At 61.1% G+C, this 24,561-nt stretch carries 29 protein-coding genes; 4 read left to right on the forward strand and 25 right to left on the reverse strand.

Going from position 1 to position 24,561, the window contains the following annotated elements:
• Positions 1-36: 36 nt before the first annotated feature.
• Positions 37-216, forward strand: coding sequence for a hypothetical protein (locus AC0L3D_RS00655; protein WP_287258420.1), 180 nt, complete (start codon positions 37-39; stop codon positions 214-216).
• A 253-nt stretch (positions 217-469) separates the two neighbouring features.
• Positions 470-652, forward strand: a complete 183-nt coding sequence (locus tag AC0L3D_RS00660) for a hypothetical protein (RefSeq protein WP_023801247.1) — start codon at positions 470-472, stop codon at positions 650-652.
• Here the strand turns inward: AC0L3D_RS00660 and AC0L3D_RS00665 are convergent, their stop codons facing one another.
• The 8 genes from AC0L3D_RS00665 to AC0L3D_RS00700 form a co-directional block, all read right to left on the reverse strand.
• Positions 653-1,216, reverse strand: coding sequence for a sigma-70 family RNA polymerase sigma factor (locus AC0L3D_RS00665; protein WP_128245339.1), 564 nt, complete (start codon positions 1,214-1,216; stop codon positions 653-655).
• A gap of 143 nt (positions 1,217-1,359) precedes the next feature.
• Positions 1,360-1,911 carry a hypothetical protein gene (locus tag AC0L3D_RS00670; RefSeq protein ID WP_245277670.1) on the reverse strand — a complete coding sequence of 184 codons (552 nt, stop codon included), beginning with the start codon at positions 1,909-1,911 and terminating at the stop codon, positions 1,360-1,362.
• 269 nt (positions 1,912-2,180) lie between these two features.
• Positions 2,181-2,708 (reverse strand): YciE/YciF ferroxidase family protein, encoded by a 528-nt coding sequence (locus tag AC0L3D_RS00675; protein WP_023799488.1) that lies wholly within the window; start codon positions 2,706-2,708, stop codon positions 2,181-2,183.
• A 188-nt stretch (positions 2,709-2,896) separates the two neighbouring features.
• Positions 2,897-3,070 carry a hypothetical protein gene (locus tag AC0L3D_RS00680; RefSeq protein ID WP_245277671.1) on the reverse strand — a complete coding sequence of 58 codons (174 nt, stop codon included), beginning with the start codon at positions 3,068-3,070 and terminating at the stop codon, positions 2,897-2,899.
• A gap of 118 nt (positions 3,071-3,188) precedes the next feature.
• Complete coding sequence (locus AC0L3D_RS00685; RefSeq protein ID WP_023799490.1) at positions 3,189-3,410, reverse strand: hypothetical protein; 222 nt, start codon at positions 3,408-3,410, stop codon at positions 3,189-3,191.
• Positions 3,411-3,430: 20 nt separating this feature from the next.
• A complete protein-coding gene (locus tag AC0L3D_RS00690) occupies positions 3,431-3,835 on the reverse strand; it encodes a SpoIIAA family protein (protein WP_473642766.1) in 405 nt (134 codons plus the stop codon).
• Positions 3,836-3,890: 55 nt separating this feature from the next.
• Positions 3,891-5,054: a DUF3182 family protein gene (locus AC0L3D_RS00695; RefSeq protein WP_473627367.1), complete on the reverse strand. Its 1,164-nt coding sequence runs from the start codon at positions 5,052-5,054 to the stop codon at positions 3,891-3,893.
• Positions 5,055-5,500: 446 nt separating this feature from the next.
• Entirely contained in the window at positions 5,501-6,025 is a 525-nt protein-coding gene (locus tag AC0L3D_RS00700) for a metallophosphoesterase family protein (protein ID WP_128245337.1), read from the reverse strand.
• A 113-nt stretch (positions 6,026-6,138) separates the two neighbouring features.
• On the opposite strand from AC0L3D_RS00700, the gene AC0L3D_RS00705 reads away from it, so the two are divergent.
• Positions 6,139-6,393 carry a DUF982 domain-containing protein gene (locus AC0L3D_RS00705; RefSeq protein ID WP_023799494.1) on the forward strand — a complete coding sequence of 85 codons (255 nt, stop codon included), beginning with the start codon at positions 6,139-6,141 and terminating at the stop codon, positions 6,391-6,393.
• 108 nt (positions 6,394-6,501) lie between these two features.
• Here the strand turns inward: AC0L3D_RS00705 and AC0L3D_RS00710 are convergent, their stop codons facing one another.
• The 17 genes from AC0L3D_RS00710 to AC0L3D_RS00790 form a co-directional block, all read right to left on the reverse strand.
• A complete protein-coding gene (locus tag AC0L3D_RS00710) occupies positions 6,502-9,048 on the reverse strand; it encodes an NAD-dependent epimerase/dehydratase family protein (protein WP_473642684.1) in 2,547 nt (848 codons plus the stop codon).
• A 251-nt stretch (positions 9,049-9,299) separates the two neighbouring features.
• Positions 9,300-9,569 (reverse strand): hypothetical protein, encoded by a 270-nt coding sequence (locus AC0L3D_RS00715; protein ID WP_128245335.1) that lies wholly within the window; start codon positions 9,567-9,569, stop codon positions 9,300-9,302.
• An 82-nt stretch (positions 9,570-9,651) separates the two neighbouring features.
• Positions 9,652-10,962 carry an HlyD family type I secretion periplasmic adaptor subunit gene (locus AC0L3D_RS00720; protein ID WP_473642686.1) on the reverse strand — a complete coding sequence of 437 codons (1,311 nt, stop codon included), beginning with the start codon at positions 10,960-10,962 and terminating at the stop codon, positions 9,652-9,654.
• The gene (locus tag AC0L3D_RS00725) at positions 10,962-12,716 is read right to left on the reverse strand and encodes a type I secretion system permease/ATPase (protein ID WP_473642688.1); all 1,755 of its coding nucleotides are present in this window, start codon (positions 12,714-12,716) and stop codon (positions 10,962-10,964) included. Before AC0L3D_RS00725 ends, AC0L3D_RS00720 begins: the two co-directional genes overlap by 1 nt.
• An 84-nt stretch (positions 12,717-12,800) precedes the next feature.
• The gene (gene eglC, locus AC0L3D_RS00730) at positions 12,801-14,192 is read right to left on the reverse strand and encodes an endo-1,3-1,4-beta-glycanase EglC (RefSeq protein ID WP_473642690.1); all 1,392 of its coding nucleotides are present in this window, start codon (positions 14,190-14,192) and stop codon (positions 12,801-12,803) included.
• Positions 14,193-14,459: 267 nt separating this feature from the next.
• Positions 14,460-15,281, reverse strand: a complete 822-nt coding sequence (locus AC0L3D_RS00735) for a D-glutamate cyclase family protein (RefSeq protein ID WP_128245333.1) — start codon at positions 15,279-15,281, stop codon at positions 14,460-14,462.
• Positions 15,282-15,442: 161 nt separating this feature from the next.
• Entirely contained in the window at positions 15,443-16,255 is an 813-nt protein-coding gene (sctT, locus tag AC0L3D_RS00740) for a type III secretion system export apparatus subunit SctT (RefSeq protein ID WP_473642692.1), read from the reverse strand.
• Between the two features lie 9 nt (positions 16,256-16,264).
• Entirely contained in the window at positions 16,265-16,534 is a 270-nt protein-coding gene (locus AC0L3D_RS00745) for an EscS/YscS/HrcS family type III secretion system export apparatus protein (RefSeq protein WP_023799503.1), read from the reverse strand.
• Positions 16,535-16,552: 18 nt separating this feature from the next.
• Complete coding sequence (sctR, locus tag AC0L3D_RS00750) at positions 16,553-17,206, reverse strand: type III secretion system export apparatus subunit SctR (protein ID WP_473642693.1); 654 nt, start codon at positions 17,204-17,206, stop codon at positions 16,553-16,555.
• Positions 17,199-18,173, reverse strand: a complete 975-nt coding sequence (gene sctQ / locus AC0L3D_RS00755; protein ID WP_473642695.1) for a type III secretion system cytoplasmic ring protein SctQ — start codon at positions 18,171-18,173, stop codon at positions 17,199-17,201. Before sctQ ends, sctR begins: the two co-directional genes overlap by 8 nt.
• A 151-nt stretch (positions 18,174-18,324) precedes the next feature.
• Entirely contained in the window at positions 18,325-18,786 is a 462-nt protein-coding gene (locus AC0L3D_RS00760) for a hypothetical protein (RefSeq protein WP_473642697.1), read from the reverse strand.
• Positions 18,787-18,799: 13 nt separating this feature from the next.
• Positions 18,800-20,158 (reverse strand): FliI/YscN family ATPase, encoded by a 1,359-nt coding sequence (locus AC0L3D_RS00765; RefSeq protein WP_473642699.1) that lies wholly within the window; start codon positions 20,156-20,158, stop codon positions 18,800-18,802.
• On the reverse strand, positions 20,155-20,775 hold the full coding sequence (sctL, locus tag AC0L3D_RS00770) for a type III secretion system stator protein SctL (protein WP_473642701.1): 621 nt from the start codon (positions 20,773-20,775) through the stop codon (positions 20,155-20,157). The genes AC0L3D_RS00765 and sctL overlap by 4 nt, the downstream gene beginning before the upstream one ends.
• Positions 20,776-20,780: 5 nt before the next feature.
• A complete protein-coding gene (locus tag AC0L3D_RS00775; RefSeq protein ID WP_473642703.1) occupies positions 20,781-21,353 on the reverse strand; it encodes a SctK family type III secretion system sorting platform protein in 573 nt (190 codons plus the stop codon).
• Positions 21,354-21,400: 47 nt separating this feature from the next.
• Complete coding sequence (gene sctJ, locus AC0L3D_RS00780; protein ID WP_473642705.1) at positions 21,401-22,240, reverse strand: type III secretion system inner membrane ring lipoprotein SctJ; 840 nt, start codon at positions 22,238-22,240, stop codon at positions 21,401-21,403.
• Between the two features lie 9 nt (positions 22,241-22,249).
• Positions 22,250-22,912 (reverse strand): hypothetical protein, encoded by a 663-nt coding sequence (locus AC0L3D_RS00785; RefSeq protein WP_473627381.1) that lies wholly within the window; start codon positions 22,910-22,912, stop codon positions 22,250-22,252.
• A gap of 20 nt (positions 22,913-22,932) precedes the next feature.
• Positions 22,933-23,544 (reverse strand): type III secretion protein, encoded by a 612-nt coding sequence (locus AC0L3D_RS00790; protein ID WP_473627382.1) that lies wholly within the window; start codon positions 23,542-23,544, stop codon positions 22,933-22,935.
• 172 nt (positions 23,545-23,716) lie between these two features.
• Here AC0L3D_RS00790 and AC0L3D_RS00795 point away from each other — a divergent pair, with 172 nt between their 5' ends.
• Positions 23,717-24,523 (forward strand): L,D-transpeptidase, encoded by an 807-nt coding sequence (locus tag AC0L3D_RS00795; protein ID WP_473642707.1) that lies wholly within the window; start codon positions 23,717-23,719, stop codon positions 24,521-24,523.
• The last annotated feature ends 38 nt before the right edge of the window (positions 24,524-24,561 follow it).

Here is a 24,561-nt window from a genome sequence, read left to right on the forward strand (position 1 = left end):
TCTGCCGTCAAGATAAAGGCTCCGGCGGCCGGCGCGATGACCGATTTGGCCAAGGACAAGGTCAAGGAAACGCGGCTTTGCTTTGTCCAGCAGAGCCTGGGAAGCAGCACACCGAGCAACGCCGGCTCGACGGCAATCGGATCAACTCCGATCAGTATCACGCCGCAGATCGTCTCTCCCAAGACTGACTGCTGCAACCGCAAACGCCAATCATGACCAGTGGCCAGTCGAGGTCACGAGAGTCGAAATGTCGAGCGCACCCGGCAACAGCGCCGGGAGGACCGGAGGGGAAAGCATAGGCTTCCCCGACGAGACCAGCAGCTTCGATACACAATGCTGTGCAAGGGACGGGCTGTGCAAGGGACGGGCTGTGCAAGGGACGGCGCTGACTGTGAGGACGCGCGAATCCTTGCAAACTCTGATTGCCGTCACCACACTGGTGAAGGGACTGATTCGTTAAGAGAACACTATGTCTCGCTCGAGCGACGATAGCATCAGCCCGAAACTCCGGCTGGCAATAGACCGGAAGATTGCATCTCTGCTGACTGCTATCGAGCAGGAAAAGGTCCCCGACCAGCTGACCGACCTTGCGGTTCAATTGCAGAATGCGCTTGTCGAGAAGCGTCGATGCAAAGCAAAGAAACAGGACTAGCTATCGGCGCCTGTCGACTGCGAAGTTTCCCTGTGCTGCTGACAGGTGATTGCGTCGTTCCACCAATGTCTGCAAGGAACTTTCGCCGAGGTATTCCAGCACGCTGGCACGCGCTCGGTTAAGGCGGCTTTTTACCGTTCCAACCGCGCAACCGCATATTTCGGCAGTTTCTTCATAGCTGACGCCAAGGACCCCGATCAGCATCAGGACCTCGCGCTGATGCTCCGGCAACCTCTGGACCGCGTTGGCGACTTCCTTGCTCTGAACGGACCACTCCTGCGTCGCTTCCGTAATCGGGATTGCGGAGGCGCAGTCAAGCAGGCCCGGCTTTTCCCTGTCGGCGGCCTTGATCCGCGTATAATAGCTATTGCGCATGATGGTGAAGAGCCATGACTTCATACGCGTTCCGGGCTCGAACTTGTCGATGTTGGCGAGCCCTTTGGTCAATGTCTCCTGGACCAGGTCGTCGGCATCGTCGGGAACCCGGCAGAAGGTGCGGGCGAAGGCGCGCAAGGCAGGTATCAGGTCAACGATGGAAACGTCATCCGTTTCCTGGTTGGCCAAGGGGTAGCCCCTGGAGGACAATGGTCCAGCTCCCAGCAAGAAAGAGTTGATGAACGCAGACGCTAGCTAAATGCATGAAGGTTTGGATCGTTCCGGACATCGAAATAAGGTGCTGGAAAATCTCGGATTGGGCGGGCGGCCGTCTATGACCGGTCGTTGTTCTTGGCCGCCTCTTCCCGCTGCTTTTTCAGGACTTCGTCAGTCCCGACCAGCTTTTTCGCCCCGCCGGATATCGCTGTGGACACCACCGCCGGCGGGTCGCTCGCGGGAAAAGAATCCTCAAGCCCGGCCTGCAACTGGTCTTCCAGGGTCTTCGGCTCTTCCGACCGACCAGGCGTCCTTCGGGCTTCTGCTCCCTCCAGCGGCTGTTTCATGTCAGGCGAACTACTGACCTCGCGAACGCAGGCGTAAAGCTGTTCGATGGCAAATTCCTTCATTGTCTCGAAATCGGCCTTCTCATCGCGCATTGCCTCGATCTTATCGACCATGGTCTTCTCGAACCGGTCAAGGCTATCGCGTCCGCAAGCCTGGCAAAGACGCAACAATGCTTCGTGGAGCACTTTCGGACCAAAATAAGCAGACGCCTCGAGCTTGAGCCGCTGCAGATGCTCTGGAGTCACCGCCTGAAGTTTTGACATATGCAGCCCCTTTCGCCTGCCGAGCATATCAACGGCGTTGGTCGGCAGATGTTCCAATCACCCGCGACCGGGCTCGCTAAACGGGTCGCTCGGCCACTCAACGCCATGCCGAACGCCAACGCCAACGATAGCGGGCTCTCTCACCTGACATTTGCGTAATGTCTTTTAACCCATTCTTGAAGATTCCGGCTCAAGCTAATTCAAGCCTGGCAATGGCAGTCGGCCACGCCGGTTCAAGAATCCCGGACGGCAAGGCACTACCTGCATCTTGCGAGCGGAGCCTGGCGATCTTCGCCTGGGCTCCGCAAGCCTGTCACCACCAGGAATCAGGCGGCGGCTTGGAGGGCACGTTGGTTGACACCACCCTCGCCCAACCCGGTCAGCGCTTCGTCTGTCGCGACCTCTTCCTTGAGCGTTGCCTTGAGAAGGGCGGCGACATCGGCCTTTCCCATCTGTTCCGCCCAGGCGACAAGAGTGCCGTACCGGGCGATCTCGTAATGTTCGACGGCTTGCGCCGCTGCGACCAGTCCGGCATCGAGCGCAGGAGCACCGTCATAGTCTTCGAGGATCTCGGAGCCTTCTTCAATGATGCCGTCGATCGCCGGGCAGGTCTTGCCGCGTGCCGCCTTGCCAAATTTCTCGAACACCTCCTCGAGCCGGTCGACGTGAACTTCCGTCTCCATGCGATGTTTTTCGAAGGCAGCAGTCACTTTTTCCGACTCCGCGCTTTTGGCCATTTTCGGCAGCGCCCTCAGTATTTTCTTTTCGGCGTAGTAAAGATCTTTCAGCCCGTCGAGGAACAGGTCCTCAAGGCCCTTGGTTGTCGCTTTCGCAGCTTTTTTCGCAGTTGCCATGGTCGTCTCCCGCTGAGGTTTGGAGCTAGCCTCCCTAACTGGGAAGGCGACCGATAACCCCGCCGGCCGGCAACAAGTTCCCTGATGATTCGAGCCGCTGGAAATTTTTCGCCTCAGGCCGCGCAGGTGCTGCAAGGCTTACGCTGGCGAGACGGCGGTGCGAGCAAATGGCTTCGCCAGCAATCGGCTCAATCGATCCGCTTGATACGACCCTTGTCGAGACGGAACACTCCATCCTGGCCGCCCTGCCTCTCAAAATCGGTAAGCAGATCGTCCCAGGTCCCGAGGAATTCGCCACAGTCGTCGCAAAGGATCCGGTCGTCAGGACCGGCGTCGGCCGGAATCCTCAGCCTTATCGTCAAGCAATAAGGGCATTCCAACTGGTGGTTAAGATACTGTGTGGTCATCGACGACAGCAAGAATGCACTGGAAACGTGGCCCCTGCAACCTGCTCGCGCCGGGGCAGGACGCTTGCATTGATTATATGCCGTCTTTGGTCGGAGGCCAGCCAGACTGGGCAGTCGGCGGAATGTTGTCGGAAGTCACCTCACCCCGCTTGAGTTTTCGAATGGCCTCATTGGCTTCGAGTTCATCGAGGCCGGAAAGCGGCATGCCGTCAACCACGACGGCTTCCTCGCTCTCGTCGTCATAGACTTCCCACAGGCCGTCCGAATTCTGTCGTTTGTTGTAGATGGTTGGCATGGCCGCTCCCCTTGATACCGCTATTGAACGCCTGCTACCCACGCCAGAGCCTGGGTCTTTTCGTCCGCCGGGAACACCCGCGCCTCGATCTGCGGGAACAGTGCGCCCGTCATTTCGGTAGCTGCCTTGATCCACTGTTTTTCGGACACCACTGCGGCACGCTGGAAGCGGTGGAGTTCGCCAAGTTTGCTCAAGCCGTACTGCAGATCGCGGCGCAACGCGTCGCCCGTCATGTCCTCCAGATCGGTAAGGTCGGCCAGGATGCCGATCTCTTCATGTTCGCTCAGTTTCTCTTCGATGGTCGGGATGATCTTGTCGTAGTCCTCCGCGGTCACGGTACCGGCAACGCGAAATGCGGCGACATTCCCAGGAGCAGAAATAACCTCGATCACTTTTTCCTCCTTCGGATTGGTTTTCGGGATCATGCCGAACAACTCAAGCCGCCGACGGATGTTCCCTGGTCCTAAGCGTTTTTAGACACTAATCCGCCGCTTTCTTTGGCGGCTCCCGGGTCGCATGCGTGACGACGGTATAGCGCGTGATCGGACCCTCATCGGGGTCTTCTCCTTGAAAGTGAACGTCCGCGTTCTCAGGCGGCCGGCTGGTATTGCCGAACGTCTTGACCGCGGACGCACGCACCAGTTGGATGTCCGGGTCCTGCTTCATGATTTTTATTGCCGCAAGCTCGGCAGTGCTGCTGCCGCCAATGCGCCAGCTGGCCTCGAGCACACCGGATCGCCAGATACCCGACGAATCGACACCCTGGCCGATATCGTAGTTGCGCCGCGAGGCGAAAAATCCAGGACACTCGGCCATCGCCGCGTCATAGGCCCTCGCCTGCGCAATTGCCAAAGCTAGTGCGCGGGGAAGCTGAAGGTCTTCGAGAGCTTCCCATCCGCCGCGCACGACGATGAGATCAGACCCGCCATAAACGGATTGTCCCGCATTGTCGGTCGTCGTCGTTTGAGTGCCGTAGTAGGCGACCATGATTTCGTCGATCTCCGTTCTGCCAACACTCAATGTGACGACGTCACGAAGGTCGGCTTCGAGCACCAGACCGCACTCGTCCAAGTCGGGGGAGCGGTATTGCTCGAGCAGTCTCTCGACGTCAGCGACCGTGCGAACGATGTGCTGGTCCTGGCCTCGCGAGGCAAGCGGTGGCTTGAGCCGGGCCAGCCCATGCCTCAGCAGGCGTTGCGCTGCTCGCAGCGCATCGTGCCGCGAAAACACGGTGTAGCCAGGCAATACTGCGGCGGCGACAGTTCTGCCGAAGCCGGTTGACCATTCTTTCGGTCGCTCGGCCAGGTCGTCGACCAGTTCGTGGGTTATCGCCTTAGTGGTCGCGAATCGCCAAGGCACCACGCCGCCGAAGAGGTCTTGCGGCCCGTTGATACCCAGCCGCGCCGCATCGCTGGCAAGCAAGCTGTCGTCCGGCACGAAGTACAAGCGCCCGCCATTGCCGCTGCTGTGGCCTAGACCCTGCCGGAAGGCAAACCCCTTGAGCGTGGCAATGGTGCGGGCGACGGCAGCTATGGCTTCCCGCTCGTGAGCGTAGAGAGGCTCGCAGCCCGGCGCGGAGAATGCGATCACGGTGCCTTTTGGCTGGCTCTTCTGAGTGCCTCTGTGCTCGGTCATCTCGCTCATTCCGGTGCTTCCTCGTCATGGCCATTGGGCGCCGATGTTTGCGGTCCCGACGCGCCCTGCCCCGGGAGAACGCATTAGATGGCAGAACGTTCAGCCCGGATTGGCAGGCTCGCCGCGCGGGCGCAGACGCTGGTATCCAGCCGTACCTTGGAGCGCGCTGCGGTGCAGAACCTTTGATCGCCGAGGGACAGCGCCCCCCTCTGTCCTGCCGGACATCTCCCCCACACGGGGGGAGATCGGCAGCTTCGCGGACAGCGTCCCTTTTTTGCACGGTTGGTGGTTGGCGAAATCAGCGATGAAGGCCAATCTCCCCCCCTCGTGGGGGAGATGTCCGGCAGGGCAGAGGGGGGCGCGAAGGATCGCTGCGGAGCGCTTTTATTCTGAGCCGCTGCATTCTTCGGCTAATTGCCACTGGAACGGCAACAGCCGGATGACCCGCGTTTTAATCATTCGCGTTGAATATCCCGACTGACCGTTCGCCGCCGTCGGCTTGCAAGGATGGCGGAAAGGGTGACCGGGCGAAAATCCCAGCTGTCGACGCCGGCGTCGTACTGGCGCGTGACCGGGCTCAGCCTGCCGTGGGAATGGCCATGCAGATTGATCGATTTCTTGCCGATCTGATTCCAGGTGCGAAAAGGATAGTGGCAAAGGATCAGCAACCTGCCGTCTATCGTCAGTTCCTTGTAATGCTGTGTGCTGGCCCAACCCGCAGCCTCTATGGTCGCCGCGCCATCGTTGTTGCCGACAATCAGATGCTTCTCGCCATGAAGAGACGACAGCAGCGACGCAACGAATTCGGCTGATCCCCTGGCAAAGTCGCCGAGATGCCAGATCTGGTCATCCGGGCTGACCGTTTCGTTCCAGAGCGAAATCAGCGCTCGATCGTGTTCGGCCAGCGAGCCGAACGGGCGGCGATCGATGCGCAGAATGCGGGGATCGCTGAAATGTGTGTCGGCCGTGAAATAGATCATGGTCGTTCACAGCCTTTGCGGACGTTGTCCGAACCTCGCCTTCCCGCAATTAACATTTGAGGTGGCCAACAAGATCAGACGCGGCTAACATACTCCTCGCCTTGGAGAGTATCGTGCGCACGAGACGTTTCAGAAAGCCAATTGTCGTTCAACCCGGTCGGATCGATCGTGACAGGGTTGTTTTGTCTGTCTCCGATGCGGCTGAAGTGCTGCTGAAGGACTGGCCGACGCCAGCGTCCAAGACGCGTCTGGCTGCAATCGCAGCCTGCCTTGCTGTTATCCGCGGCGATAAGCCGCCAAGGGTCGCGCGCCAGGCGTTCATCGTCGCGGCCAAGGACGCGAGGATCCTGCTCGGCGAACAAATCTAGCCCCGTCAGGCAGAGTCTCGTTCAGGCCATTCGATCTCTTCCTTTGACCTGCTCCTGCAGATTGGCACTCGGCGCGCTTCGCTTCGCCAGGTGCTGAAGTCGAGTCGGTCAGACAATCGCTCGATCCCAACCGCCATAGTGCTGGTCGCTGCGCGTGCCGCGCGGCAGGCTGAGCACGATCAGCGCCAGACCGATCGCAACGTCCGCCACGATCGCCAGGGTTTCACCGCCGGCAAGCACGAAGGGGGACACCGCGATCCATGCGCCAAGCACGACATTGAGGAAGCGCACCGGCCGGACCACTTCGGCCATGGCCATGACTGCGACCATGACAATGAGACAGCCGACGACGTGATCGCTGAAGTAAAGCGGTGGCTGCGTGCCGAAGATCAATGGCGTGGTCATCAGCAAGGCGCCGAGCAGCGTGCTTGCTGCCAGCGTCCACGGGAAGTTGACGCCGCCGGTGACAAAGTCCTTCAGCACCTCGAAAACCGGACGGTCGAGGTCGGCGCCGGGCGTCTGGTTCTCCGACAGCGCCGGTCCGCCCATCCAGAAGGTACGCCAGAACGGCTCGCCTGCCCTCGTCGCGCCCCAGAGATACTGGATGGTCGCCAGCACCTCGTCGACGGAGTAAGGGATCAGCACCACCGTGACGGCGGCCTGGAGAATGCAGAGCGTGCACAGCGCGCCAATCAGCGGTGGCTGGATGATGATGAAGGACACACTGACCACGCCAAGCGGAACGATCAGTAGGCCGAACAGGAGCACCATCCACGGCATGGTGCGCCAGCGCCGTCGGTCGCCGATCGCGCCGGCGAGGATATCGAGGCAATAGGCGAAGGCGCCGAGCCCGGCATCGGCGATTGGAAAACCCTTCGAGACCCATGACGTCACCACCGCCTCGCTGCCGTTGCGCACCGGCGCGCCACCGGGGCCGAAGAACGGATCCCACAGCCCATCCGCGTGGCCCATCTGGAAGGCGGCGAGATAGCGCGAGACGAACAGGCCGACGAAGGCTAGCGCCACGATCGGAATCCGCTGCGTGAAGGTCGATGGCGAATAGGTCCAGCCCAGCGGAATGTCGTCGTCGGCCGCCAGCGCGCGGCCGCTGATGCCAGGGGTCGGCGGGATCATCACCGCAAAGGCGACGATCAGCATGCCGACGAGCGTGTCGATGGCATAGGCGGCGGCGCTGGTCGTCCAGAACAGCAACGGCGCCAGCATCACCCAAACTCCGAGCGACGCCGTGATCCACTGCACCCAGCGCCGGCGTCGGGACATGCCCATCAACGCAAAGGCCGTCACCAGCAGGCCGGAAACGATCTCGCTGACGCCGAGGCCTGCGTTGCGCAATTGCGGCCCCGCAACCGCGTGCCCCAGAGCGGGTGGCATTGCGGCTGTGACGGGATCGAACAGGCCAATTGTCATTGGCGAGGCGACCAGCCACAGCCCAAGCGCAGCGTTGGTCATCGGCGCCCAGAGCGTCCTCGACCGATGCCGTTTTATCGCCGCTTCGACCTCTTCCTTGCTTCGCTCGAGCGGTCCCTTGAGGCGCCTTTCGGCCTGCTCGATCTCGGGGTCAGAAGCCGCGACAACCGGGGGATCGAGCTTGTTGGTCGCGTACCAGTCCGTGGGGTCCTGTTTCAGCCGGCGGATCATCTCCGGCAATGTGTCCAGCAGATTGTGTTTGGGCGCCCAGCCCAGCAGGGTTTTGGCCCGCGCGATGTCGATCTCGTAATGATCGTCCGAGTTCTCGATCATCCACGGTTTGATGTCGGTGTCCTGGTCGAGCACCTCCGTCTGCACCCACGCGCCCAGCTTCGTCAGCTGCTTCGGCAGCGCCAGGGTGCGCCAGTCCTCGCCATGGATAAGCCGGCCGATGCGCTTCTGCATCTCCTCGTATGACGGTGTGTCTTCTTCGCCGATCAGAAGCACGGTCTCGGCCGGAAGTTCGGCACGCCGGTCGACGGTGCGCACCACCGCGTCGACGAGATCGTCCTTGTGCAGATAGGGCTGGCCGGCGGTGATATCGCCGGCGAACAGATAAGCGGTCGGCAAGCGCTCGAAGATGCGGGAGATCTGCTGGGCAATAAAGGCCGCCCGGCAGTCTTCGTCATAGACGCCGGCGAGCCGCAGGGTCACCGTCTTGATCTGGCCGCGCTCCCTCGAAATCAGCGCCTCGGTTTCGGCTTTCGATCTTGGGTAGGCCCAAGCCGGGTCAAGCGGCGAGTCCTCATTGATTTTCGCGCCCTTCTCCGGGCTTGGCGCATGGACGAGAAGCGTGCTGGAAAACACGAACTGATCAGTCTCGACCGCCGTCAGCGCCTTCAGCAGCCGACGCGTGCCCTGCACGGTGACGGCGTCATATTTCGGGTTGTCCTCGCCGGTCGTGTCATAATAGGCGGCAAGATGGACGACCGAAGCGATGCGGCCGCCGCTGCGCTGCCGTGCCACCTGCACAGCCCTGCTCACGCCCTCATCGGAGGTGAGATCGATCTCGATCGTCTCCATGTCGGCAGGGGCATACTTGGGTTTTGCGACGTCGAGGCCGATGACGCGGTAGCGGTCAATCAAGCCTCGCGCGATCGCCTGCCCCAGGAAGCCGCTGCTGCCGGTGACAAGAACCGTCGGAAGGGTCGTGCCGTTACTCGCCACAGCTCAGGCCTGTTCGCCAAGCCGTCTGGACTTCAGCCCGGCAACCTGCCGGTCCGGATCACGGTTAGCCGCAGTTCCTTTCAGCCGGATGTGGGCGATCTGCAATGTCTTGTCGAAGCTCATCATTGCCTCAAAGAAGGAAGCGCCTCGCGCCCCACTCAGTGAGTAACACCGGCATGGCGGAAATGTTTCCGCGTCAGGTCGGGAAAATTGTTGCTATCCATCCGGAGAGACGGATCTGTTCCGCCTGCCTATTCGGCATTCCATTCCGCCTTGCGTGCCCGCGCTTCCTCGAAGATCAGCTTGAACTCCCGCATCGTCGCACTCTCAATGGCGAATGCACGGCTTGGCACGGCGCCGGGGTCTTCCTGATTGTTCTGGAATTGAAAGCGGGCTTCCAGTTCGGCCCATATTCGCTCGGAGGTCTTGTCGGGGCCGGCAAGCAGCGCGACGATCAGCGCCAGAGTCTCTCGCTGGGCATTGAGCCGACCCTCGATCTCTTCATTCGTCAACTCGGACATGTGGGATCGCTTCCGGTTTCAGGCGAAACGGCAAAATCGCATCCTTGTTCCGGAATTCAGCTCGTCGGCTCGCAGAGAGAGCCTACTGCTCCCTGAAAGCTCGCTGGATCTGATCCGCCAAAGGTTTCACGAGATAGGACAGCATGGTGCGGTTGCCGGTCGAAAAGAACACCTCGACAGGCATGCCTGGCGCCAGGGCCACGCCCTTGAGCCGGCTAAGCTCTGTGCGCGGTAAAGCAACATGCACGGTGTAAAAGCCGGTGCCTGTTTTCTCATCGACATTGAGGTCGGCGGAAATCTTGCTGACCGCACCATTCAGTTCCGGCGTCGTTTGCTGATTGAATGCCGACAGCCGCAGGGTCGCGCCTTGCCCTGGCGTCAACTGATCGATGTCTTGCGGAGCCACGCGCGCCTCAACGGTCAGGTCGTCCGTCACCGGGACAATCAGCATGATGAGCTCGCCTGGAGATATAACGCCACCGACCGTGTGCACGCCGAGCTGATGAACGACACCGTTCTGCGGACTGCGTATGTCGATGCGTTTGAGCTGATCTTCGGCCGAAACCTTGCGCTCGACGGACTCGGAGATCTTTGCCTGGACGTCTCGCAGTTCGCTTGCCACTTCGCTGCGCAAATCCTGGTCGATCTGGATGATCTGCAAACGGATTTCGGAGGTACGACCCCTCGATTGCGCTATGGCCGCAGTCAGTTGCCCATGCTCGCCTTTAAGCCGCACGGCATCGCGTTCAAGCGCAGTAATACGATCGATCGAAACCAGCTTGCGTTGCCAAAGTCTGCGCATGCCTTCGAGCTCAAAGCCGATCAACTTGATTTCCTGGCTCTTGGCATCTCTTTGCTCGGTCAAGCCGGAAACCTCTTCGGCAAGCTGCGCAATGCGCTCCTGCAACTGAGCCTTCTGACCGGCGCGTGCCTGTCGGCGAAATTCGAACAGAGATTGCTCGCCGGCCATCGCCCGACCAATCTCGGGGGCATCCTGGCGTGACACAAGCGAAGCTGGAAAGACGATGCTTACCTTGCCGTCGCGCTCGGCCTCAAGGCGAGCCAGCCGCGCCTCGAATTCGTCCAGGCTCTTCGAGACGATCGCCAAATTGGCCCGGGTGATGGTCTCATCGAGGCGGATCAAGACCTTGCCCGATTGCACGGCATCGCCTTCCCGGACGAAGATTTGACCGACAACGCCACCCGTCGGATGCTGCACCTTCTTGACGCTGGAATCGACAACCAGCTTTCCCGAAGCGATGACGGCTCCGGAAATCTCGGTGACGGCGGCCAAACTCCCCGCCCCGCCAACCAGCAGGATGCAGGTTGCGACACCGCCAAGCAGATAGCGTCGAATGGTGCGATCGGCTGCGAATATCGTGCGTTGCGCCATCAGGATGCCGTCTCTTCAAGTCCGGAAACGACCTTCAAGGGAACGCCCGCTGGGCGGGTTATCTTGTTCAAGATCTCATTCTTCGGGCCAAAGGCCTGAATACGGCCGTTCGCCATCACAAGAACCTGATCCAGGCTGGCCAGCGCGCTCGGCCGATGTGCGACCACGATGGCAATACCGCCTCGCGCGCGAACAGCTTGAATCGCCACCGTCAACGCCGCCTCGCCTTCCGCATCGAGGTTGGAGTTAGGCTCGTCGAGAACAACCAGAAACGGGTCACCGTAGAGAGCCCGGGCAAGCGCCACCCGCTGCCTCTGGCCAGCCGAAAGCGCCGAACCGGCCTCGCCGATGCGTGTCTCGTAGCCTTCCGGCAGGTGGATGACGAGTTCATGAACGCCGGCCGCGCGCGCAGCCGCCAGTATCTTGTCGGAAGGCGCTTGCGGCTCGAAGCGCGCGATGTTCTCGGCAATGGTGCCGTCGAACAGTTGCACATCCTGCGGCAGATAGCCGACATGCTTGCCCAGTTCTTCCGGCGACCACTGGTCGAGCGTTGCGCCGTCCAGCCTGACGGTGCCGCGGATTGGCAGCCATATGCCGGCAATTGCCCGAACGAGCGATGACTTGCCCGAAGCGCTTGGCCCGACGATGCCGAGGCCGACGCCCTGTTCCAATGCAAAGGTGGCGTCCTGCACGACCATCCGGCGCTCACCCGGCGGTGTGACACTGATACTTTCGACCGAAAGTGCAGATCTCGGAGCAGGCAGCGAGACACTTGTCGCAGTTTCGGGAAGCAGGACCAAAAGCTGGGTCAAGCGGGCCCAGGCCTGGCGGGCGGTGACGAAGCCCTTCCAGTGGGCGATAGCCAGTTCGATCGGTGCGAGCGCCCGGCTCATCATGATCGAACTGGCGATCATGATGCCGCCGGTCGCTTCCTGATGGATGACCAGATAGGCGCCGATCGCCAGGATGCCCGATTGCAGCATCATGCGCAGGATCTTCGCGATCGTTGCGAGCGTCCCGGCAAGGTCGCTGGCTGTTGCATTGGTGTCGAGATAGCCGGCATTGATCCCTGACCAGCGCTCGGCGATGCGCGAGCCAAAGCCCATGGCCTGCAGAACCTCGGCATTGCGACGTGTCGCTTCGGCAAGTGTATTGCGCGCTGCCGCTTGACTGTTTGCCTTTCTGGCGGGCTCTCGCGTACGTATTTCGGCAAGCAATGCCAGGCTGAACAGAATAACCACGCCGGCCAGCGCCGTCATGCCGATCCAGAAGTGGAACAGGAAGCAGATAGAGAGGTAGAGCGGCATCCACGGCAGGTCGAAAAGCGCGGTCGGACCGGCACTCGACATGAACGATCGCACCTGGTCAAGATCCCGCAAGGATTGAAGGCCGTCGCCTGCGAGCTTGGTTCGCAGCGGCAAACGCATGAGGGCGGCATAGACCTGTCCGCTCAAGCGCGCGTCCAGCGCCATTCCGATGCGCACCAGCAAACGCGACCGGATGAGTTCGAGAACGCCCTGAAAAACGAAAAGTGTGCCGGCAAATATTGCAAGCCCGACGAGCGTCGGCACGCTGCGGCCGGGTATGACACGATCATAGACCTGCAGCATGAAGAACGAGCCGGTCAGCGCCAGGACATTGACGACGCCGCTCATCAACGCAATTCCGGCCAACGCTCGCCGGAAGGAAGCCAAAACCGCCGCGAGTGTCGTTCGCGGCGGCTCGGGTGGAATGGGATGCGACGTCGGCTTCACATCAGTTCCAGTTCGGTCTCAGGCGGCAATGGCCGCGCCCGAAATGATGACGAACGTGTCGGTGCCGAGTCCATCTGTCAAATGTCAGATAACCCAGTCTTGCAACGCATAGGCATGGATGTAGTCGATCTGCATTTCGGCAGGCGTCGCAAGCTCGTCGACGGGCTCTCCCGCCTGGCCACCGATCCCCATATTCACCAGCATATACATCGGGTCATGCATGTCGGCAGGCGTTGCGGCACGAGCGACTTCGACGTCGTCGAAATACCAGACGAGTTCGTCTTCTGTCCAAAGCACGCCATACGTGTGGAACCCTTCGGTATCCGCGGCATAGGCCGTCGTGCCTACTGTTGTATGCGTTCCCGTCGCGTTCGAGTGGCCTGTCAGGATGAGCTTGTTTGGATCTTTACCGAACATCTCGATGACGTCCAGTTCCGGTGGCCAGGAGCCGTCCGCCGGGAGAAGCCAGAAGGCCGGCCATGCCCCTTGTGTTTCGGGCATGTCGGCTCGAATTTCAAAATAGCCGTAGGTCTGCGCGAAGGATTCGTAGGTCGTCAGCAACCCTGACGTGTATTCGTAGTTATTTATGTAGGGACGGATCGCTTCAGGAGCCCGGGCGGCGGTAATGGTGAGAACGCCGTCCTCGATGCTGAACGGATTGACGGAGCGTGTCGGGGCGTAGTCGGTATCGATGTACCATTGAAGATCATTGTTGCTCGTGAGCGTGCTGCCGTTCTCGGCCCCCCACCAGTAATTCGAATCCCAGGTGCCGCTCGAGCCGTTCCACAGGTCCAACGTATCGAACTCGTCCGAAAAGGTCAGTTCCAGGGCCGACCTGTCCACGGCCAGCTTGAACTGGCTTGCAGTGAAATCGCCGATGGTCTTGTTGGCGAAGACGAGAAACTCGCCGTCGGACAGATTTAGGCGGACGTTGGCTCCCGACTGGACCATGTTGGCGCGCACCTCTTCGAAAGAGGTGAAGCCGTAGCTCCCGACGCGAACCGTATCCGTCGCGCCAAGGTCCAGGATCAGGTCACTGCCGTTGCCGGGGTTGACGACGAAAATGTCCGCCCCGGATCCGCCCTTGAGCACGTCATCGCCCTGCAAGCCGTCGAGCGTCTGTTGGCCGGAGCCGCCGGTAACGATGTTGTTCAGCTCGTTTCCGAAAGCATAGCGTTTGTCGCCGGTGACCGTCAGGTTCTCGAAATTCGCCGGGAGCTTGTAGCTCATCCAGGTCGAGATGGTGTCCACGCCCTCGCCGGACAGCTCGACCGCCTTGTTTTTCGCGGCATACAGATAATAGATGTCGTCGCCCTTGCCGCCACGCATTGTGACGGTGACGGCAGCGTCGCCATACATCGAGTCGTTGTATGTGCTGCCATAAAGTGTCGGGCCGGAATTCGTCGCCGAATACCACTTTACGGAGGATCCGCTGTAGGGAAGTGGAACGCCTTTGGCGTTCAGTACCGTGGCCATCCCGGTCCTTTCTCCTTTGTCTCGCTCGATACCAGCCCTAACATCTATCGAGGGCAAAAGTAGCCAGTACTTTTTCACTTTCCAGTTCGGAAGGTTACCAAATGGTTATCACCTAGTGGGAGCACTTGCCGGGGAGCTTCACTGCCTCGAGTGCATAAGGTTGGGCCACTGCAACATGATCGAAGATGTGGTGAGGCAGATCGAGACCGACTCTCACCGCATTTCGCATCTCGAATAGCATTAACGCTGACCGGTGATGAAGAACTGCTAGTAGACTTTGAAAGCGCCCGCATCGGCTCGTGCATCGACATCGGTGATCAGCATGTGCCCCGGCGATACCGTGATCGAGGTCGCCAGTTCGGCGCGAGCAAGCGCATCCTGTGCGGTGATGCTGCTGGCCCAGAATACAGGGACCTCCCCGTCGATGATTTTGACCGCATCGCCCCAGTCGGGAGCCATCAAATCGGCTATTCCGATGACCGTGGGATCTCCGACATGGATGGGGGAGCCGTGGGCATGTGGGAAGCGTGCGGTGAGAGCGCGAACCCTGTCGACATCGCAACGGCTTATCGGACGCATCGAGACGACCATTTCGCCACCAAACGGTCCGACGCGGCACGTCTGGATCCTGGTTCGGAACTTGGGTGAGGCCTTGCCGCAGCCGATGCGGCTCAGTTTCTTTTCGGCAAGTGCAGCTTCGACGGTCAGCGAACTGCCGAGCGCGAAAGCGGCAAAATCATCCTGCCACAGGTCGATGATGTCCGTCCTCCGACGGGTCAGCTCGCCGAAATGATAGATGTTGTACTGGGGGGCATCGGTGCGGATGTCGATGTCGCCCAGCGCTGGGATCAATGGGCTGCCGGCGCGATTAACGCCGACCAATGGACAGGGTTTCGGGTTGCGGATGCAGAACTGGTGGAAATCGCTGGCAAAGCTGCGCGGCACAATCACAACATTGGCCTGGAGCTTGCCGTGCGCCAGCCCCCCCGTATGCCCCTCATAGGCGCCCATTCTGACAAGCCTGCGCAGCCTGTCCGCATCGACCAGTCGCAGGTCCTCGAAGATCGGTGAAGTGGTCAGGCGAGCCATGGCTTCCGGTTCAGAGACAAGTCGGGAGGGCGTAAGATCGTTGGCGGCTCGGCTGCTTGTCAAATTGTCAGAATCTTTCCTCAACGATAAATTGTATTTATTGGCCGGCCAACGATTGCTTCATCTTACGAACGACGCTTGCGCAAACCTTCCTGGTGTCATTAACAGCTGCGGCAGCCGATCGCTTCTATCTGTCGGCCTGCCTCGCGCAGGAAGCCAAGGTCCCGCTCCATGTAGAAGAGCAGGAAAGCAGAATAGAGGACAAAGACGAGGCTAAACACCAGCGTCTTCACGATCAGCGAAAGCGCAAAAACGTTGAGGTGCGGCGAGGCGCGCGCCAAAAAGGCCAGCACAAGGTCGGACAACAGCATGCTGATGATGAGCGGGAAAACCAGGGTCAATGCCATCATCAGAATGCGGTTCAAGAGATCGAGGAAGATGCCGGCTGCATCCTTGCTGAACACCGGCAGAAGCTGGTCGATCGGCCACAGGCCATAGCTGTCGTAGAGGCTGGTCAGGGAAAGTTCGAGGCCGCCGGCGGCCAGGTAGACCGTGACCATGATGACGGCGAGCAAGGTGCCGGTGGCGCTCGTCTCATGGGTCATCATCGGATCGATCAGCGTGCCCATCGTCGAGCCGCGCTGCAGGTCCAGTATATCGCCGGCAGCCTCGGCCGCCCAGAACGGAATGCCCATCGCCAGCCCGAGCGTTACCCCGACCACGACCTCCTTGAGCATGTAGGCGACGATCATCGTCGTCGCGATGTCGTTGTTTGTCAGCTTGTCGACGATCATCGGAAAGACTGGAACCGCCAGCGCCAGGGCAACGCCGTTGCGCAGAAGGCCCGACAGCGGCACGCGCGAAAAGAGCGGCATCAGCAGCATGAACCCGGTCATGCGGGCGAGCGCGAAAGCTCCCGCCAAAAGAAACAACTGTAGCTCCTTGACCGACGCGAAGAAGGGTTCGACCGGCATCCGCGCGCCTCAACGCGTGACGACGGGGAATTCGTCCAGCGCCGTCGAGGCCTGCTCGGCGATCTGCTGGCCAAGCAGCGGGCCGAAGACGATGATGACCAGCAGGATCACGACAAGCTTGATCGTCTGCGGCAGCGACTGGTCCTGAATTTGCGTCAGCGCCTGGGCCAGCCCGACCAGGATCCCAACGGCCAGCGCCGCGACGATCGCCGGGCCCGACGCGAACAGCACCGTCAGCAGCGCGCCCTGGACCTTCGCCAGGATGAAGTCATTGCTCATGCAAACCTCCCAGCGGCGTCAGACGTAACTCAGGATCAGGCCGTGCATCAGCCGCGACCAGCCATCTATGGCGACGAAAAGGAACAGTTTCAGCGGGACCGAAATGAGGACCGGCGAGACCATGATCATGCCGAGCGTCATCAGGATGTTGGCAACGACGATGTCGATGATGAGGAAGGGAAGATAAAGCAGAAAGCCGATTTCAAATGCCCGCGTAAGCTCTGACGCGACAAAGGCAGGAACAAGTATCGAAAGATCGTCGTCCTTCAGATCTTGTCGTGCCTGTTCCGGCCACAGGCGGTTCGTTCCGTCGAGAAAGAACTGCCGCTCTTCCGGCTGGGTGAACTTGATCAGGTGCTGCTGCAATGGTTCCCTCACCAGTTGCGTCGCCCTGGCGAGGTCGTCGGTCGTCTGGAACTGAACCTGCCCTTCCTGGAGCCGTCCCGACATCTCGCTCAGCAACGGCGTCGTGACATAGACCGTGAGCACGAGCGCTATGCCGTAGAGCACCAGATTGGGCGGCATCTGCTGGACGCCGAGCGCACTGCGGATGAGGAACAGCACGACCGAGATCTTCAGAAAACCGGTCATGGTGACGACTGCCAGCGGCAGCAGACCGACAAAGCCGACGGCAATCAGGATCCCAAGCAGGTTGGGCGAATTGTCAAGCATTGTCGAACATGCGGGCGATCCGCACGCCCAGGCTCTCCCCAATCCGCACGATCTCGCCACGGCCGACGCGTTTGCCGTTGGCGATGATGTCGACCGTCTCCTTCGTCACATTGGCGAGCGGAACGATGGCACCGGGCGCAAGCTGCCTTACCTCGCCGAGAGGCATCGCCGTGCGGCCGAGTTCGAAGGCAAGCGCAACCGGCAGCTCGTCCAGAGTTGCCTCCTCCAATGCCTGATCGGCGTGCGGCGGCGTGTCTTGGTTCATGGTCCACTCCCATTTCGATCGAGCGATTGCAGTCGGCGCGGCAAGCAGTTGCGGCCCGCTGGCAGTCAGCACCGCCGGGGCATAAAGCCGCTCGGCAATGACCAATGCCGCGTCTTCCTCTTCGTCATCGAAGAGCACCACATCGCCAGGTTGCAGGCTTTCAAGATCACCGTGACTGATTGTAAGCGCGTGACGCCAAAGGCAGACGGGCAACGGGAATTCGGCAGGAACCGGGGGCCTCGCTTTGCCGATCGCGTCGAGACAGCGCCCGGCCCGCACCGCCAGACCGACGCTGTCGGTGTGCAAGGCGCAACCTATGGTTTGGTCCTTGCCGGCCAGGACGAAAGCCAACGCGGTTTGGTCCAGAACGCTGTCTTCTTGTTCGATCGACGTAATAGCGATCGTCTCGCCCAGCTTGCTCTCGATCCATTCGAGATCTTTTTCGAATTCGGACTCCAGCAGCAGTGCGGCGTGAGCGGGTGCCGGTCGTTTCACGTCGATCAGCTCGTCAGCCTTGGCAAGGCCTCGTTCGACAACAGATAACGGCAAGCGCAATTTGCCCGCCATGTCTCCGAGAGTGAACGCAATCGTGCATATTGGCTGGTCCACAGGGTTTGGCGCCGGCCAGACGGCGGCGATCGCCATGGTTTTCCCGGCAATCGTGATCTGCGCGGCAGCACGACGGCGGTAGAAGGCGTTCAATGCCTCAACCTCCCCAGCCGCAACAGATTCCAATGTCAGCGGCTCGCCAACGCTCGAGCGTGTGCGTCTCGCCGGCTCTGCGCGCGCTTTCTTTTTTGCCGACGCCAAGGCCTGAGGCATCACACTTCCATATTCAGGATCACGGATTGGACTATCGTTCTGCGGGCAAGCGCATTGGACTGCGCTCGTCTTCCTCGGAAAGCTCGGCAAGCGCGAGGCTGCGACGCGCAGTGCGTTTGGTCAGGTGCTGCAACAGCCCGTCCAGCTTCGTCACCGCATTCATGCTGGCGCGATGAACGTTGCGGGCGGCCGATAACTCCGCTTTGCGTCGTTGCTCGGTGACGCCGGCCATCTTCTCGTTTTCCCGGAGCTGCTCGGTTTGCCTGGCGGCGTTCTCGAATTGCCCCTGAAGCCGATAAAAGCTGACGGCCTTCACCGGTTGTCCAACAAGCGAAGCGAACGCTGCATCCTCAGCGTCGGCTGTCTGCTGCAAGTGTTCGCTGACCGCGGCGGCTGTCTCCCGAACCGCCCCGGCGGCCCGCTGCGCAGCGGCGTATCGCCTTATGACCAATTCGTTTGCGCGCTGTTCACCGTGGCGCCTGAGGTCGCGCAATCGTGCGATCGTGTCACGATCTTTCATTGACGATCCCCCGCATGCGTTCGCGTGTCTGCTCGATGGTCTCGTGGGTGGCGGACGGCTGTCGCAGGAAGGCGTTGATGGCGTCAATCTTCGCCACCGCCTCGTCCGCCACCGCATCGCTGCCCTTTTCGTATTCACCGACGCGCAGCAGCAATTCGACGTCGGCGTAGCGGGCGAGCAACTCCCGTAAGCGGCCGGCGTCCGACCGATGCTCAGCCGGCACCACCGTGTCCATGAGGCGGCTGCGGCTGCGCAGCACGTCGATGGCCGGGAAATGGTTGCGCTGCGCAAGCTCGTTCGACAGAAAGACGTGGCCGTCGAGAAGCGCCTGGATTTCTTCGGCAACCGGGTCCAGCGTGCCATCGCCCTCGAGAAGAACGCTGTAGAGGCTTGTAATGGAGCCGACGCGGCCAGGCCCTGAGCGCTCGAGCAATCGGGGCAGAACAGCAAAAAGCGAAGACGGAAAACCGCGACGCGTCGGCGGCTCGCCTGAAGCGAGGCCAATCTCGCGCTGCGCACGGGCAAACCGCGTGATGTTGTCCATTGCCAGCAGCACATGCTTGCCATGGTCGCGAAAATATTCGGCAATGCTGGTCGCCACATAAGCGGCCTTGACGCGCTCGATCGCCGGCCGGTCGGACGTCGCGACGACGATGATTGCGCGCGCCAGCCCTTCCGGGCCAAGCTGATGCTCGATGAATTCGCGCACTTCACGTCCGCGTTCGCCGACAAGCGCAACCACGGCAACATCTGCGTCGGTGCCGCTGACGATATCCGAAAGCAGGATCGACTTGCCGACGCCAGGCTCGCCGAAGATGCCGACGCGCTGCCCACGCGCGCAGGTGAGAAGCCCATCGAGGGCGCGGATTCCGAGCTGGATAGGCTCGGAAATCAAACTGCGCTCCAGCGGCGACGGCGGATAGGCGTTGACGGGATAGCTGCCGGTAATGCCATCCGGCGCAAGCGGCTTGCCATCCAATGGCTCGCCGAACGCGCTGATCACCCGACCAAGCAGGCCGGGCCCGACGGGCACCATCTGGGTCTTTCCGGTCGCAATGACCTCGGTGAGGCTTGAAAGGCCGGTGAGATCGCCAAGCGGAACAAGGATCGCCATCTCGTCCATGAGCCCGACGACTTCCGCCTTGGTCGCCGTGCCGGTCCTGGGATCGAGGAGTTCGCAGATCTCGCCGATCCGAACCTCCTCCACCGTCGCGTGAATGACCGTGCCGGTGACCCGCCGTACACGCCCTTTCCTGGGCCGGCTGGCATCTTCACGCAGGCCGGAACGCAGGTTCGGAACGACCGATGCGAGGCGGCTCTCGAGCTTGGTGGCGGGACTTGTCATGCCGCCGCCTCAGCCTTTGATGAAATCGCAGCGGCAATGGCGTTGAGCTGTGCCTCGATGCTGGCGTCGATGACGGCAATGTCGGTCGAGAGGATGCAGGCGTCCGTCGCCAGCGTATCGTCGGCGTCGATCTCGATCGTCATGCCCAGGTCGCTCTCGCGCAGGACCGCGTTCAGTTCGTCGCGAACCCTGTTGACGGAAGCAGGATGAAGTCGGACTTTTAGATATTTGGCGCGGCGAATTTCAGTGACGGCCTGCGCGGCCGCCTTGGTCACCAGCATGCTCGCGTCGAATTCTCCCAGCACGCGCCTGACCACATCGAGAGCCAGAGTGATGATTTCGGCTTCCAGCCCACCGAGATAGCGATCTACCTTGACCGCGGTCTCGCTCACCAAACGCGCGGCATCCGCGTCGCCTCGCGCCTTGCCATCTTCATAACCCTGCGCATATTCGGCCGCATAGGCTCGCCGAGCGGCGTCACGCAACTGCTGCGCATCACGTCTGGCTTCGTCGAGAAAAGCGTGCCCATCCTGCCAGGCGCGTGCCTCGGCAGCGCGCAGGATGCGGGCGACGGGGCGCCTCGGCACGGCAGTGGTCACTTTGTCCGGTTCGACCATATCGCCTAACCCATTGCCCGTCGAACGATTGCCGGACCAGCTTCGGCAAATGGTTCGGCTGTCGGCTGGTCGACAAGCGCATGCGGCATCAGCTTGAGGCGGACCCGCATGCTCGTTTCGCCCGGCATCGCCTGACACCAGGCGCCAAGGCAACGCAGGCCGTCGGCATGGACACGACCATAAATATCATCCAGGGGCTCCAACGGCTGCATTGGACCGGCCAGATCGCGGTTGGCAACTGCGAAAGCGCAGATTTCCGCGCCGAGCGCTGCCTGCAACGCGGAGGCTTGGCGTCCATCGATGACGGCGGCCAGACTGCCGGCCCAGTAGATCGCGCCGGCGCGAAGCGCTAGTTCCTCCAACTCCTCACCCGACGACAAGGCAATCGCCAGGTCTGTCTCATCGGCTGGCTCGTTGGAGACGGCGCCGCTGAGGCCGTAACGCTCAAGCAGAAGCACTGACAATCGCTGATGCAGGCGCTGCGACCGCAACATACGCTCGCAGGCAGCCTCGCCGATCGTGCCGTCAAAGCATTGCGCCAGCCGGGCCGCATCCGCATAGCCTGCGGGATTGGACATGAATGTCTGCCATTCCGGGCTGGCAGTTTGCTTCGAGCCGGTCTGGATCATGTCTTCTTCACCGGCATGGCCGAAGCGTCGAGCGCGTAAACGCCGGGTCGTCGATACCACTGGACGTAAGCCAGGCGGGCAGCCAGCGCCGCTATAGCCGCCGTCATGCCGTAAAACAGCCACATCGCGGCGGCGACGCTGTCGGGATGCAGCCAGAGGCCGAGGAACGTCGTGAAACCTGGCTCGCCGGTTGCGTGCTCGGGAACTGCCGCGGTCACCGGAATGAGCGTGACGGATACATTGTCATAAGTCAGCCCGGCGATGCCTTTGGCCACCAGCATCTTGACCTGAGGGATCAGCTCATTCATCGGAACGGATGCGCGATGCCGGATGAAAACGGAGGCGGACGATGGCACCAGCCGCTGTCTCAGCGGATCGTTTTCGGGCAGGACGAGATGAACGCGCGCGGAAAGCACGCCGTCGATGTCCGAAATCGTCTGCGACAGTTCCTGGCTCAGGCCATAAATCATCGTCGCACGCTCTTCGACCGGCGAGGATACAAGCCCGTCGCGCTTGAACACCTCGCCGAGCGTCTGGAATTCCTGTTTGGGCAACCCGCTTTCGTCGAGAATCGCCATGGCCTCGGCGAAACGGTCCTTCTGTACGGAAACCGTCATTTTGCCGTCCTTGCCCGCCTCGCGTTGGGCCGGGATGCCATGACGCATCAGCGTGGCCACGATCTCGTTGGCCTGCCGCTGGTTGAGGTCGGAATACAGCTCAACCGAGCACGCCTGGAGCACAAGCATGCTCACCACAACGAGCGCGACGCGGCACCGGGCGCCGCATCGATCAAATAGTGTCGACCGCCGCGGCAAGGTTATCGTGTGCACGAACACTCCGTAGGCTTACTGTTGCTTGATCAGCGTGCTGGTGGACGACGTAACGGCCGTTACGCTGCTCGTGACCACTTCGAGATTGGCGGCTGCCCACATCACCGAAATGGATCGTTCGAGCAATTCCTCGGCATTTTTTGCGGTGGCGTTTTCGTCTTCCTTGCCTGACGGGGCCTTGCCTGACGGGGCGGTCTTGCCGGCGCCATCCTGCATGGCGGCCGTTTCAGCACTCACAAGGGCATTTGCCTGGGGGGCATTTGCCTGGCCAAGGGCCTTCTGGACCTGCTGCATGGTCCCTTCCAGCGACTGAACCGCAGAACCGAACAATGCAGACGGATCCGTGAGCGCCCCGCCCCCAGCCTTCTCCACCTCGGCCAGATAGTCGAACAGCTTGTGTTCGGCGATCGGCTCGGTCTTTTCCAGTTTGGACGATTGTCCGGCCATCGCCGGATTGGCTCCCGAAGACGACTGCGCCACCTGCTGGCCTGCCCGCGCGGCGACATCACCGCGTTCAGGCATACTGACCTTCGCGGCATCATGTTTTTCCTGATTGGCACCCACCATCCGGTTACCCGGCTGCGCTGTCGTGCCGGCGGTGATCTGCTGCTGCGAAGCCATGCTGGTGGTCAAGTTCGCCAGCGTGGCTTCCAGGGCTCCAATCGGCGCGATTTGCATGAACCTGGCCTCCTGCTTGCTTAGTTCGGTTTGCCGGAGGGAACATTCTGCGCCTCCGCCTGCCTGCCGCGGAAAACGCGGACCGGAACAACTTTGCCAACATCCTGCTTCGCGCTCGGCGCCGCAGGAACTCCCAGTGTTTTCCTGACAAGTTCGACATAGGACGGCGGCCCCGATACCGAGACAACATCGTCCTGCCTGGACACCTTGATCGGAAACTTCGGGTCGACGACCCCCAGCCGCGAAAGCCGATCTTCCGCACCGGCAGCCGTGTTGGCGTCAAGCGCGATCATTTCCGTCCGGACCTCGGCTTCGGTCGCAACGTTCATGACGATGCCATCGAAATGCCAGACCAAGCCGTATCGATCGCAGATCTCCTGCAGGAACTCGCGCGCCGTCCCAACCGGCATGCCGGCGCTTAAACGCCCCTTTACGAGTTTGCTGACACGCATCGGCACCCGCATGTTGCGGCCTAGCTCGACCAGCGCGTCGGCCACCGACTGATCGACGGTGATGTATTTGTACGGGCCGGCAGGCCAGCGCGGTTCGGCGGCGTTGGCCTGTGATGAGGCAAGGCCGAACGCCAGGATCATCGCAAGACCGCAGGCGACAAAAGCAGCCCTGGCTCCCAAGAACCGATCCGCATGGCAGGTGTCGCGTCCCGTCAACATTGGTCCTATCGCAAAGGGACGCACGAGCGATGGCCCGCGTCGCTGGTTTCATGATTTACCCGCCGATTCACTCTATCGTGCACACTGCAGAATTGGAAGTCCAATTGGATTGCGCACGAGCATTTGGTGCCAAATGTTGCGAACCGCCTGCAAAGCGATATGGTGCGCGCTGGAATCAGGTGATCGTCAGCTGGACGCCTGGGTGCAGAAGAGATCGGTCTTGGCGGCAATCATGATCCTGCTTGCGAACCTGCCTGTTCCCGTCAAGGTTGCGGGACGCAAAGTCTGGGTCGCCCCGCGCCTTAACCAGAGGTTGCGTGCATTTCTGATCGCTGCCCTATCGATTGCCGCGATGGCGCCGGCGCAGGCCCAATCGAATAGCGGTTATGACCCACGAAGCTGGACTTACGATCCGGCAAGAAACGTGCTGGTCTCCCCTTCCGCACCCGACCAGACTTCCGATGGAGAAACCCGGAGCGGCTGGTCAGCAACCCCCAGGGAGATCGTGCATTTCAGTGAGGCTCAACCGAAGGGATCGATCGTTATCAGCACCACGGAGCGGCGGCTTTACTACATTTTGGGCAACGGAAGGGCGCTGCGATACGCGGTGGGCGTTGGAAAGGAGGGCTTGGAGTGGGCCGGCCGCGACACGATTTCGAGCAAGAAGACCTGGCCGGACTGGCGGCCGCCGGCCGAAATGCGATCCAGGGAAGCGTCAAATGGCCGCTTCCTGCCTGCCCATGTCGAGGGAGGACCGAACAATCCGTTGGGCGCGCGCGCATTGTACATCGGCAACACGCTTTATCGCGTCCACGGCACCAACCAGCCATGGACCGTCGGGCAGGCCAACTCCTCCGGTTGCATTCGCATGACCAATGACGACGTCATCGATCTTTATGACCGCGTGAAGATCGGCAGCCAGATCATTGTGCGGCATTGATGGCCGTTCCCGAAAGCCGCAAATGAGTGATCCCCAGT

This window comes from Mesorhizobium sp. WSM4837, from assembly GCF_055811435.1.

What these genes read in the sequence shown, in the direction of transcription:
- AC0L3D_RS00655 (WP_287258420.1), top strand. Translation starts at nt 37, where the DNA reads ATGACCGATTTGGCCAAGGACAAGGTCAAGGAAACGCGGCTTTGCTTT.
- AC0L3D_RS00660 (WP_023801247.1), top strand. Translation starts at nt 470, where the DNA reads ATGTCTCGCTCGAGCGACGATAGCATCAGCCCGAAACTCCGGCTGGCA.
- AC0L3D_RS00675 (WP_023799488.1), bottom strand. Translation starts at nt 2,708, where the DNA reads ATGGCAACTGCGAAAAAAGCTGCGAAAGCGACAACCAAGGGCCTTGAG.
- AC0L3D_RS00685 (WP_023799490.1), bottom strand. Translation starts at nt 3,410, where the DNA reads ATGCCAACCATCTACAACAAACGACAGAATTCGGACGGCCTGTGGGAA.
- AC0L3D_RS00690 (WP_473642766.1), bottom strand. Translation starts at nt 3,835, where the DNA reads ATGATCCCGAAAACCAATCCGAAGGAGGAAAAAGTGATCGAGGTTATT.
- AC0L3D_RS00695 (WP_473627367.1), bottom strand. Translation starts at nt 5,054, where the DNA reads ATGAGCGAGATGACCGAGCACAGAGGCACTCAGAAGAGCCAGCCAAAA.
- AC0L3D_RS00700 (WP_128245337.1), bottom strand. Translation starts at nt 6,025, where the DNA reads ATGATCTATTTCACGGCCGACACACATTTCAGCGATCCCCGCATTCTG.
- AC0L3D_RS00715 (WP_128245335.1), bottom strand. Translation starts at nt 9,569, where the DNA reads ATGTCCGAGTTGACGAATGAAGAGATCGAGGGTCGGCTCAATGCCCAG.
- AC0L3D_RS00720 (WP_473642686.1), bottom strand. Translation starts at nt 10,962, where the DNA reads ATGGCGCAACGCACGATATTCGCAGCCGATCGCACCATTCGACGCTAT.
- eglC (WP_473642690.1), bottom strand. Translation starts at nt 14,192, where the DNA reads ATGGCCACGGTACTGAACGCCAAAGGCGTTCCACTTCCCTACAGCGGA.
- AC0L3D_RS00735 (WP_128245333.1), bottom strand. Translation starts at nt 15,281, where the DNA reads ATGGCTCGCCTGACCACTTCACCGATCTTCGAGGACCTGCGACTGGTC.
- sctT (WP_473642692.1), bottom strand. Translation starts at nt 16,255, where the DNA reads ATGCCGGTCGAACCCTTCTTCGCGTCGGTCAAGGAGCTACAGTTGTTT.
- AC0L3D_RS00745 (WP_023799503.1), bottom strand. Translation starts at nt 16,534, where the DNA reads ATGAGCAATGACTTCATCCTGGCGAAGGTCCAGGGCGCGCTGCTGACG.
- sctR (WP_473642693.1), bottom strand. Translation starts at nt 17,206, where the DNA reads ATGCTTGACAATTCGCCCAACCTGCTTGGGATCCTGATTGCCGTCGGC.
- AC0L3D_RS00765 (WP_473642699.1), bottom strand. Translation starts at nt 20,158, where the DNA reads ATGACAAGTCCCGCCACCAAGCTCGAGAGCCGCCTCGCATCGGTCGTT.
- sctL (WP_473642701.1), bottom strand. Translation starts at nt 20,775, where the DNA reads ATGGTCGAACCGGACAAAGTGACCACTGCCGTGCCGAGGCGCCCCGTC.
- AC0L3D_RS00775 (WP_473642703.1), bottom strand. Translation starts at nt 21,353, where the DNA reads ATGTCCAATCCCGCAGGCTATGCGGATGCGGCCCGGCTGGCGCAATGC.
- AC0L3D_RS00785 (WP_473627381.1), bottom strand. Translation starts at nt 22,912, where the DNA reads ATGCAAATCGCGCCGATTGGAGCCCTGGAAGCCACGCTGGCGAACTTG.
- AC0L3D_RS00795 (WP_473642707.1), top strand. Translation starts at nt 23,717, where the DNA reads ATGTTGCGAACCGCCTGCAAAGCGATATGGTGCGCGCTGGAATCAGGT.